This is a genomic window from Bacteroides acidifaciens, from assembly GCF_024623065.1.
Taxonomy (GTDB): Bacteria; Bacteroidota; Bacteroidia; order Bacteroidales; family Bacteroidaceae; genus Bacteroides; species Bacteroides acidifaciens.
Genome location: NZ_JANJZR010000105.1, coordinates 1 through 10,926, shown reverse-complemented (window position 1 = coordinate 10,926; position 10,926 = coordinate 1). Strand labels below are relative to the sequence as shown.

General features: G+C 41.9%; 13 protein-coding genes and 1 pseudogene. All 14 read left to right on the top strand.

Going from position 1 to position 10,926, the window contains the following annotated elements; all coding sequences use genetic code 11:
- A partial coding sequence (locus NSB03_RS18715) for a hypothetical protein (RefSeq protein ID WP_257466573.1) occupies nt 1–397 on the top strand: 397 nt, incomplete at its 5' end.
- Nucleotides 394–1,344: a glycosyltransferase family 2 protein gene (locus NSB03_RS18710; protein WP_024988599.1), complete on the top strand. Its 951-nt coding sequence runs from the start codon at nt 394–396 to the stop codon at nt 1,342–1,344. The genes NSB03_RS18715 and NSB03_RS18710, both read left to right, overlap by 4 nt.
- Complete coding sequence (locus tag NSB03_RS18705; protein WP_024988600.1) at nt 1,341–2,075, top strand: glycosyltransferase family 32 protein; 735 nt, start codon at nt 1,341–1,343, stop codon at nt 2,073–2,075. Before NSB03_RS18710 ends, NSB03_RS18705 begins: the two co-directional genes overlap by 4 nt.
- A 3-nt stretch (nt 2,076–2,078) precedes the next feature.
- Entirely contained in the window at nt 2,079–3,296 is a 1,218-nt protein-coding gene (locus tag NSB03_RS18700) for a glycosyltransferase (protein WP_024988601.1), read from the top strand.
- An 83-nt stretch (nt 3,297–3,379) separates the two neighbouring features.
- Entirely contained in the window at nt 3,380–4,387 is a 1,008-nt protein-coding gene (locus tag NSB03_RS18695; RefSeq protein ID WP_159102163.1) for an EpsG family protein, read from the top strand.
- Between the two features lie 29 nt (nt 4,388–4,416).
- Nucleotides 4,417–5,187, top strand: a complete 771-nt coding sequence (locus tag NSB03_RS18690; protein ID WP_245001059.1) for a glycosyltransferase — start codon at nt 4,417–4,419, stop codon at nt 5,185–5,187.
- 97 nt (nt 5,188–5,284) lie between these two features.
- Complete coding sequence (locus NSB03_RS18685; RefSeq protein WP_024988604.1) at nt 5,285–5,644, top strand: hypothetical protein; 360 nt, start codon at nt 5,285–5,287, stop codon at nt 5,642–5,644.
- Nucleotides 5,645–5,812: 168 nt separating this feature from the next.
- A complete protein-coding gene (locus tag NSB03_RS18680; RefSeq protein ID WP_159102164.1) occupies nt 5,813–5,989 on the top strand; it encodes a hypothetical protein in 177 nt (58 codons plus the stop codon).
- Nucleotides 5,983–6,409 (top strand): annotated as a pseudogene (locus tag NSB03_RS18675) (IS66 family transposase); the annotation flags it as partial. The gene NSB03_RS18680 and the pseudogene NSB03_RS18675, both read left to right, overlap by 7 nt.
- Nucleotides 6,410–6,594: 185 nt before the next feature.
- A complete protein-coding gene (locus NSB03_RS18670) occupies nt 6,595–7,758 on the top strand; it encodes a glycosyltransferase family 4 protein (protein ID WP_121767055.1) in 1,164 nt (387 codons plus the stop codon).
- Between the two features lie 68 nt (nt 7,759–7,826).
- A complete protein-coding gene (locus NSB03_RS18665) occupies nt 7,827–8,711 on the top strand; it encodes an NAD-dependent epimerase/dehydratase family protein (RefSeq protein WP_148332501.1) in 885 nt (294 codons plus the stop codon).
- 6 nt (nt 8,712–8,717) lie between these two features.
- On the top strand, nt 8,718–9,716 hold the full coding sequence (locus NSB03_RS18660) for an MraY family glycosyltransferase (protein WP_148332502.1): 999 nt from the start codon (nt 8,718–8,720) through the stop codon (nt 9,714–9,716).
- A 5-nt stretch (nt 9,717–9,721) separates the two neighbouring features.
- Nucleotides 9,722–10,159: a WbuC family cupin fold metalloprotein gene (locus tag NSB03_RS18655; RefSeq protein ID WP_024988605.1), complete on the top strand. Its 438-nt coding sequence runs from the start codon at nt 9,722–9,724 to the stop codon at nt 10,157–10,159.
- A 19-nt stretch (nt 10,160–10,178) separates the two neighbouring features.
- Nucleotides 10,179–10,763, top strand: a complete 585-nt coding sequence (locus tag NSB03_RS18650; RefSeq protein ID WP_024988606.1) for an N-acetylmuramoyl-L-alanine amidase — start codon at nt 10,179–10,181, stop codon at nt 10,761–10,763.
- Nucleotides 10,764–10,926: the final 163 nt, after the last annotated feature.

The window sequence follows — 10,926 nt, the reverse complement described above, 5'->3', positions numbered from 1 at the left end:
CCATTTTGGAGGTAAGTGCTTAAAAAAAAGTGGATTGCAACTATTGCTTGCGTTAGTAATAGCCGGATTGTTTTTAGCTCGTTACTATTTAACAGGAAAGGATTTAGGTATGCTTGCGCTTAAGGAGATAAATCTGATGCTACTCACATACGGCATTGCTCTCCTTGCAGTGCTAACCATACAAACAAAGGATAATATCATATCGACCTTGGGGCGCAACTATTCGCTCTACATCTACATCTTCCATATACTCATTATGCAAGTGTGCGAAGTCGTAGCGATGCGACTTCCCGAGTCGATAGAAAATATATATATGTATTTCAACCCGCTGGTGGTGGTTCTGCTCAGTATAGAATTTACCTACCTGCTGGGGAAACTTAGAATAATAAAAGTATGAATAATACTCCTTTGGTGTCTATCCTCTTACCAAGTTACAATGTAGAGAAGTTTCTACCTAAATGTCTTGATTCCATTATCCATCAGACCTACAGCAATTTGCAGATCGTGCTGATAGACGATGGTAGTGAAGATAATACTTGGAGCGTGATGCAAGAATTTGCAGCCAAGGACAAACGTATTGAGATATACCACCAGAACAACTGTGGTGTGGCCATCACACGCAACCATCTGTTGGACAAGGTGAGGGGTGACTATGTGCTTTTTGTGGATTCCGATGACTGGATTGAGCTGGACATGGTGGAACTCTTAATACAAAAAGCACTTACTACAAACTCGTCCATCGTGACATGTGGTATGGTCAAAAATGATAATTCGTTCGACAAAAACACCCAAAACGAGGTAGGTTGGGAACAATCCGAAGTAGTTTTCGAATTTCTTCGTCATGTGCGTTTTAACGGTTCATTGTGGAATAAACTTGTTGCGACGAGTTTATTCCACAATGTGCGATTCCATTGTGGAATCTCCTACGGAGAGGATGCGCTATTTGTATGGGGATTATTACAGAATGCGGATAAGGTAGTACTGATTGACAAGATACTGTATCATTACAGAATGAATGATAGCAGTATCTCTCATGCATCTTGGACACCAGAGAAGAAGGGATCAAATCATCAGGTCTGGAAACTGATAACTGAAGATGTAGCCAAACTATGGCCGCAATATCTTGATGTAGTCAAAGTGAGAGCAGCCCTCGAAGACATGTGGGCTTTGTATTATGCATCGACTACATCATATGGATATGATGAGCATATCTATATGCGTCAGCAAAATGTGAGATGCAACTTGATGTTGATACTCAAGTCAGATATCCCAACAGCCAAAATGAAGTTGTATGCTATTGCGGCATCCATATCGTTTAGTTTATTAAAATATATACACAAATGATACCAAAGATTATTCATTATGTTTGGTTTGGAAACACCCCATTCCCATCCAAAATACAGAAGTGCATAGATAGCTGGAAAAAGTATCTGCCGGATTACGAGTTCAAACTTTGGAACGAAGAGACTTTTGATGTCAACTCGTGCCAGTTTGCAAAGGAAGCCTTTGAACTGAAGAAATGGGCTTTTGTATCAGACTATGCCCGCATCGAAGCTATCTATAAATATGGCGGCTGGTATCTTGATACCGATATCGAGATACTCAAGCCTATTGCACCGTTGGAAGTTCATCGCGTAGTATTGGGCACCGATGAGGATGGAGCCATTACCGCCATGTATGGTACAGAACCGAGACACCCCTATTGGAAGAAGGTGCTTGACTACTACAGAACTATGTCTTTTGTCAAGCCAGATGGTTCACTCAATATGGCAGTTGTAAACGAACACCTGCAAGAGGTGCTTGCAGAATATGGCTATGTACATAAGAATAAGTATCAGGAATTGAAGGAGGGGATTATTCTCTATCCCGACGACTATTTTCATGTGGTGAGTTTGGAGCGAGGAACCAAACATCAAACTGAAAATTCATATGCCATCCATTGGCAGACGATGACATGGACCTCCAAGACCAGCCACTTTGTGCGCTTCATTCGAAAGAAACTCCTCATACCTATCTTTGGAGAAGGCTTTTTGGACTTCTACAACAAATTACGTAAACTGAGAAAAAGAAAATAAGATATGCAAAGAATCATTTTCATCAATCTGCATACCAGCTGGATGCTTGTGCGTAACTCGCAGGTCATCTATTTCAGGACTTCGGCAGCTCTGAAACATAGATATATTCTTGATTATCTGCTTGATAGCGACAAGTATGAGGTGTGCAACTACATCACTGAGCATGGGTTCTCACTCGTTCCGAATGATGGTGGCGCCTTAAATAAGTTCCATTGTCTCAGGTTTTGGGAGAATAAGAATATTCTGAAGAAGAACGGCATCGATCCTAAGAAGGTAACCATTCTGACAAAGGCAAGTGACATCCGACTTGATGACATCGTCATCCTCTATAATATCATGGGTAAGAGCAACTATGAGGTGGCTGGTGATATCAAGGCATTCAAGGCTCTAAGCATGCTTCATTTCCATGGCCGCAAGACCGAGAATGCATGCATGGAGAAGGCCGACTTCCAGTGTTATTTCAACGAAGTGGATCTGAGTAAGTCTTCTGAACTCTTCCGCAAATATTATCACGTAGAGCGTCCATGGGTGGTTATACCTTTTGTGTTTGCTGAGCGTTTTAAGAATATGAAGCCCTTTAAGGAGCGTCAGAACAAGTGCTTTTCCACAGGTACTATCACCTATAAGGAGCATGAGGAGTTCGTGTCTGTCTATGGTGACCCTTGCGACCAGCCTGCTCGTAAGTTCGTGAAGGATTGTCCGGACTTCTTCAAGGACACAGTAGATTGCTACAGTAGCGACTATCTGGAGGACAACGTAGGTAAGAAGTATGTAGATGGCGAGAACTATTTTGTGCGTATGTACAAGAAGTTCTATAACCTCACCCATGTTGGTCAGCAGAAGAGATACTTCAGTTTCAATATGGTGGAGAAGTTCAACGATTACAAGATGCATCTCCTTGGTGAGGAGATCCTCGGTGTTCCTGGTATCGGCTATGTAGAGGGCATGGCATGTGGTAGTGCTTACATTGGTCTCGATTCGCCTATGTATCGCGATCTTGGTCTTATTCCCGGAATACATTACATTGCTTACGATGGTACTAAAGAAAGTCTCCGTAAGACGATAGAGTTCTGGCAGAAGTCTGAAAATCAGGACGAACTGGAGAAGATTGCCAAGAGGGGATGTGAATTTGTGCGCATGAATTTCTGTGGTGAAAAGGTAGCTAAAGAGTTGATGGCAACTCTTGTTAGTCAAAAGAATAATTGGCTAAAGGAGAATTAACAATGATTCCAGGATCATATTATTTATTTATCTACTTGTTCATAGTAACGATTGCCACCTTTTCAGTGTACAATCGGTATAGGATGAGCAGTAGTGGAGTGTTAGTCAAAGACAGTTCTAGCAACACATTTATTCTTGCATTGCTTTGTACAATCTTTATTGGACTGCGCCCGAATGATCCAGTATTTGTTGATACGGTAGGTTATGTTGCAGGATACTATTATCATTTGCATGAACCTTTTGTACTATCAGCAGATGTGGAGAATTTGCTGTTCGAAAACATTTATTACTTCTTTGCATCATACGATCTTGGCTGGCATACTTTGTTCCTATTTATGGCAAGCATATATTTTATAGGAACGTATCTTGCCTGCAAAAAGTTCTTCCCTGATAACACGTTGATTGCATTTGTTGTGTTTTTAGGGGCTTTTTCCACTTTTTCATATTCTGTAAATGGTGTGAAAGCAGGAGTTGCTGCAGCTTTGTTCCTATGTGCTTTAGCTTATAGGTCTGATAAGCCAGTTATTGCTTCCATTCTGGCTGTTGCTTCATGGGGGTTCCATCATTCTATGACTCCTTGTGTATTGTCCTTCTTTATTGTATGGTTCTACAGCAAGCCTAAAGGGTATTTTTTGTTCTGGGTAGTGTGTCTTGCGTTGTCGGCTGCTCATGTAACTTTCTTCCAGACATTGTTTATGTCCTATTCTGATGCTAAAGGTGCCTCATATCTTGATGCTGAGAATATGGCAGGTTGGGAAGGTAAGACGGGCTTTCGCTTAGACTTTGTGGTATATAGCGCAATGCCGGTTTTAGTTGGTTATTGGGCAATATTCAAGAAAAAGATAGATAACTTGAAGTACAATAGAGTTCTTTGTACCTATCTCTTAATGAATGGTATTTGGCTCTTGTGTATGTACGCAGGTTTCACCAATCGTATTGCATACCTCAGTTGGTTTATGTACCCTATTGTATTGGTCTATCCACTACTGGATGAAGAATGTGTCTGGGGCAGTTCGAGGTTTAAGATTGTAGCCCTTTTTGCTGGTCTTCACCTTGGCTTTACTTTGTTTATGAACATTATTTATCTGTAATGTGTATGAAATATAGAATTTCTGTTATAATGGGCATATACAATTGTGCCGATACTTTGATAGAGGCTCTTGAATCATTAGAGGCTCAAACGTATAAAAGATTTAAAGTGGTGCTTTGTGATGATGATTCAAAGGATAATACCTTGGAAGTCGCACAAAAATGGGCGGAGACGCATCCTAATTATATTGTGATACAGAATGAATATAATATGGGGTTGAATGCTACATTGAATCATTGTTTGGAGTATGTTGATACGGAGTTTGTGGCCCGTATGGATGGGGATGATCGATCACTTCCACATCGTTTTGAACAAGAGGTTAAGTTCCTTGATGAACATCCTGATTTTGCAATCGTAAGTGGACCTATGCATTATTTTGATGATAAGGGTGTGTTTATGAGTGGCAAAGGGCGTGGGGTTGTTACTAAACGGGATTTTATAGCCGGTACTCCTTTTTGCCATGCGCCTTGTATGGTACGTTGCGAGGCTTATGAGAAGGTGGGCGGATATACAGTTGACCCCAAATTGCTTAGGGTGGAGGACTATCATCTTTGGTTCAAGATGTATGCTGCTGGTTACAAAGGATATATGCTTGAATATCCAATATATGAAATGCGTGATGATAGAAATGCAATTGCAAGAAGAAATTGGATGAATCGAAAGAATGAGGCTTATGTACGATATATAGGTTATAAGATGCTGAAATTCCCATGGTGGACTTATGTGTATTGTTTACGTCCTTTGGTTTTAGCTATTATGCCAGTTTGTTTGTATGATTATTTACATAGGAGAAAGCTCTGAATGAATATTCATCGGATAACTGAATTGAAAGTAAGCAGTCAAAAAATGGCTATTAATTGAAAGTGATACTTTCGCTGCCAACCCAATTTATAGAATTATGTATAGCAGTGAAGATCTAGAAAGGTTTTACTTTCAGTACCAGACCGAGGCTTTTCCTCATGGAGAATCTCTCCAATCATTCTGTTTTAAGAACAAAGTTCCTTATAACATCTTTCAAAAATGGTTTAAGGATACTCGAAAAAAAGTAGTCGAAGTTCAGATTGATGGTGCTCCTGTGCTTACTCATGAGAAAAAAGATAAGCCCAGTGTTCAACCTCAACCTGTATCACAAAACAGTGAAAATTCCGTTCGCATATGGATTGACATTCGTATCTGTAATGGATTACATTTATCCCCAAAGAATTTAAGCTATCAGGATTTAGTTCGTATGGTAGAGAATTTGGAGGTTTTATGCTGAATGTTACCGGTCTGAATCATTTTTATTATGTCCGTGACTTTACCGATATGCGTTGCAAGCACAGCCGTGTGTTGTCTATTATTCGTGAACGGCTTCAAATCGACTCAAAAAAAGGATGTGTTGAGTAGGGAAACCTACTCACGTAATTCTATAAATTATAGTGAAGGTATGGCAGACGATCAAAAAGACCGATACATACAATACCTTGCTGAGCAGAATTATGACCTCAGGTTGACAAGTGATGCCATGACGCTTGTTTTGGAGGATTTCATGGCTCAGATGAAGGAACTGAATAGCAGATGGCATCCCTGCAATCGAAACAATCTGATTTGGCAAATCGGCTGAACGTAAGGCTAAATCTCTTCAGGAAAAACTTGATTTTGCGAATGAGGAACGTTTTGGTGACAGACGTCAAAGGATTCAGAATTTAGAAGTCAGTATTATACCGAAGCTCTTAATTATTTGAATCGTTTCTGAAAAGAGCTCTTTGCGTACTTGGATGACGGTGAACTCCCGATAGACAATAATCTTGCCGAGCGAACCATTCGAAAGCTGACTACTCAACGCAACAATTCACTCCATTATGGCAGTGATGCCGGTGCTGAGATGGCTGTAACTTATCATAGTGTAATAGGAACGGTAAAGCTTCATGGCAGTTCTATCTGGAACTTCATCGGAACTTTTTTCAAAAATATCTTTAACGGATGCAGGGATTATGTTAACATGGTTCCTGACAAAATCACTTTGGCTACAAGCCAATGTTAATTTCAAAACTAATTAATTAACAAAACACGGTTTAGGGCACAGTAATGTGCCTTTTCAAAGGGGGATACCCTAAATTGAGTGCTTACGCATGATATACATAATAAACTTGAGACTCTGATTTTAGAAGAAGCTTGTATCCTTTAGGTTATTGCGCTTCGTTCTTCTTTAATTAATCTTTTAAGAATATGAAAAAAGCATTAGTCTTGGCGTCGGTGGCGTCAATGATAGATCAGTTTAATATGCCGAATATCCGGTTGATGATAGAACTGGGTTATAAGGTGGATGTGGCATGCAACTTTGTGGAGGGTAGCACGTGTAGCGATGAGAAGGTGGCGGCACTAAAGTGTACCTTGGCGAAGATGGGGGTGGAGTGTCATCAAGTGGACTTTGCCCGTAATGTGCTAAAGGTGGGGCAAAACCTGAGGGCGTACCGTCAGACGCGTCATCTAGTGAAGGAGAACGATTATGACCTGATACATAGTCATTCGCCCATAGGTGGCTTGCTGTCGCGTATTGCAGCCCGTGATATGCGGGGCAAGGGTACGAAGGTGATCTACACCGCCCATGGTTTTCATTTCTTCAAGGGTGCTTCATTGCAGAATTGGCTGATATTCTATCCTATTGAGAAGTTCAGCAGCCGATGGACTGATGTACTAGTAACTATCACTTACGAGGACTATAAGTTGGCGCAGGAGAAGATGTACGCTAAAGAGGTGGTGTATGTGCCTGGAGTGGGTATTAATACCAAGGCTTTCAATCCAGCGGCAGATTATGCTGAGGTGCGTGCTGCTAAGCGTAAGGAATTGGGTATTGGCGATGGCGATATCTTGATGCTGAGTGTGGGTGAATTAAACAGGAATAAGAATCATGAGGTGGTACTACATGCGATGGCTTCCTTGGGTGACAAGCGCCTGAAGTATGTGATAGCTGGACGTGGGGTACTGAAGGAACATTTGGAGCAGTTGGCGACAGAGCTGGGTATCAACGATCAGTTACAGTTGTTGGGGTTTCGCACGGATGTTCGTGAACTGTTCAAGGCTGCAGATGTGTTTGCGCATCCGTCGTACAGAGAGGGGTTGTCGGTGGCTGTGATGGAGGCTATGGCGAGTGGGTTACCGGTGCTTTGCTCTCGTATTAGGGGTAATACGGATCTGATAGATGAGGGTGAAGGGGGATTTATGTTCTCTCCTGCCAAGAGCGATGAGGTGACTATCGCCCTAAGTAAGATCATGGTTGCCAAAGACTTGAAGGCTGGGGGCGCATACAACATTGAAAAGGCCAAGAGTCTGGACGTTGGGGCTGTGATGGAAATTATGAGGGAGTTGTATAATCCTGTCAATGTGCTTTAGACTCCTATTGGGGTACTAAGGATATTGATGTGGAGGAGAATGAGTTTAATAAAAATAACAACATATAAATGAAGAAAATTCTTATTACCGGTGCGGGTTCATACGTGGGTGAGAGTGTGTGTCAGTATATTTTAGCAAGTGCTCCCGGAGAGTACCTGATTGATGCGGTGGATACCATGGAGGATAATTGGAAGAAAGTTGACTATAGCAGGTACGATGTAGTGTTCCATGTAGCAGGTATCGCACATGTGAATGCGGATCCGAAGATGGAGCAGCTGTACTATAAAGTGAATCGTGATTTAGCCATTGAGGTGGCGAAGCATGCGAAGGTGAATGGCGTGAAGCAGTTCATCTTCATGAGCTCGCAGATTGTATTCCACGAGAGTCGGAGTTTGAAGAGCGAGGTACTGACAGCTCATAGCAAGCCGAATCCTAATGGATTCTATGGTGACTCGAAGTTGCAGGCGGAGAATGGCTTGAAGGCCTTGGTGCAGAATGGTTCTGAAGATATGAAGATATGCATTTTACGTCCGTGCATGATCTATGGTGCTAACGCGAAGGGCAATTTCTCACGTCTGGTGAAGTTGGCTTGCAAAATTCCTGTCTTCCCGGAGTGGCATAACAAGCGTTCTATGCTCTATATCGATAACCTTGCGGAGTTCGTAAAGCAGGCTATTGAGCATCAGCTAGCAGGCACGTTCTATCCTCAGAACAGAGAGTTGGCTGATACTGTTGAGATTATCCGTTTTTTTGCCAAGGCGAGGGGGCATAAAATTTGGATCACTCGTTTATTTAATCCTTGCGTTTGGTTGGGTAGTTTCATACTACAGCCAATCAACAAGATGTTTTCCACCTATTATTACGACCCTCAGATGTCGAAGATGGACTTTGACTATCAGTTAGTTTCTTTTGAGGAAAGTTTGAAACGTGTGGCACAATCGTTAAAGAAATAGTTGTATATGAATGTGGTTGTAACTTACGGAATCATCTTTATGATTCTTCTTGTATTGGAGTTGGCGTATTTCAAGATCGCTGACAGGTTTAATATCATCGATAAACCGAATGAGCGTTCGAGCCACTCAACGAGCGTGCTGAGGGGGGGAGGAATCATCTTCCTGCTAAGTCTATGGATTTGGTCTGTCTTTTATGGCTTTCAGTATCCATTTTTCCTCTTGGCAGTTACCCTCATTGCCGGAGTGAGCTTCATTGATGACATCCGTTCGTTGCCAGATAGTGTGCGGTTGGTGGCTCAGATTGTTGCCATGACGATGATGTTTGGACAGTTGAATATCCTACACTGGAATATGTGGTGGATTGTGATCATTGCGCTTATAGTGTGTGTGGGCGCATCGAACGTGGTCAATTTCATGGATGGTGTGAACGGTATAACTGGGGTGTATGCAATGGCATCACTTGTACCTCTTGCTTTGTTAAATAACACGATTTACTTTGTTAATCAGTCGCTCATTTATGTGGTGTTGATTGCAGATGTGATATTCTGCTTGTTCAACTTCCGCCCGAAGGGTAAGGCAAAGTGCTTTGCGGGTGACGTCGGTTCTATTGGCGTAGCTTATATCTTGTTGTTTATGATAGGTTTGTTAGTCTTAACAACAGGAGATGTGACTTATCTCATTTTCCTTCTCGTCTATGGTGTGGATGGCTGTCTGACTATCTGTCATCGCATCTTGCTGCATGAGAATCTAGGGGAAGCTCATCGTAAGCATGCCTATCAGATTATGGCTAACGAACTGAAGATCGGGCATGTGAAGGTGGCATCTCTGTATATGATGGTGCAGCTGGTGCTCTCTCTCGGATTTATCTATCTCTGCCCTGATACAATATTCGCTCATTGGGTATATTTGATCAGTACATTGATTGTATTAGCTATTGCTTATGTATTGTTCATGAAAAAGTACTATCACTTACATGAAGAATATCTTATATCATTGAAAAAATAACGATTATGGAATTTGATAAAGAATTTTTAGATACGCTTTTTGAACAAGCTGTGACCAATCTTCGTTTACGCCAGAACTTCGATTTGCGTACTTCGCCTGCCGATACGAGTCAGCGCATGCTCAATGCATTGTTGCCGGGTACGGTTGTGCCTATTCATCGGCATGAGGATACTACTGAAACGGTAATCTGCTTGTGTGGAAAGTTGGATGAGGTAATCTATGAGGAAGTAGTTTCGTATGAGAATAGTGCGGAAGAACTTCCACAAGGTATGGATGCACAGGATGTAGCTCGTAAGGTGAAATATCGAGAGATACAACGTATCCGCCTCAATCCTGCTGAAGCTAAGTATGGTTGCCAAATACCCAAAGGCGCATGGCATACAGTAGAAGTATTTGAGCCTTCGGTGATATTTGAAGCCAAGGACGGAGCGTATCAAAAATAGTACCATCTATAATCTATACATGAAAATATTAATAGATAACGGACATGGCAAGGAAACTCCCGGCAAATGTTCGCCTGACGGTCGTTTGAAGGAGTATGCATATACTCGTGAAATTGCAGACCGATTGGTAACCGGACTACAAAATGAAGGCATTGATGCTCAGCGTATTGTGCCGGGAGAAAATGATGTGGCGTTATTTGAGCGTGTGAGGCGTGTCAATGCATTCGGAAAAGATGCTATATTGGTATCAATCCACTGTAATGCGATGGGGAGTGGTGCTGAGTGGATGTCCGCAAGCGGATGGAGCGTATTTGTTGGTGTCAATGCTTCAATGAATAGCAAACGGCTTGCCCGGCAACTGGCACAAGTTGCCTTGAACAGGAAGGTGAAGGTTCGTCGTCCGTCTCCGCAAAAGTTGTATTGGACTGCCAATTTTTATATCTGTCAGAAAACGAATTGTCCGGCAGTGCTGGTCGAGAATTTCTTTCAGGACAATAAGGAGGATGTTGAGTTCCTTCTCTCGGAAGAAGGGAAGCAGTGTGTCACGAATATATTGCTGGAAGGTATTACGAACTATCTGAAGGAATATCAAAGAAATATGTAGGTCCCTGAACTCATGATATATTCATGAGTTCCCTGCATTATACGGGTTGGGAAGAATACAGCGGTATATTCCTGACTTATCCCTCATATTGGCGTAAAAGCTGATATGTGTTTGTATGTATGATATATCAACTGTCTGTGAAGATAGTTGATATATCTGTTTT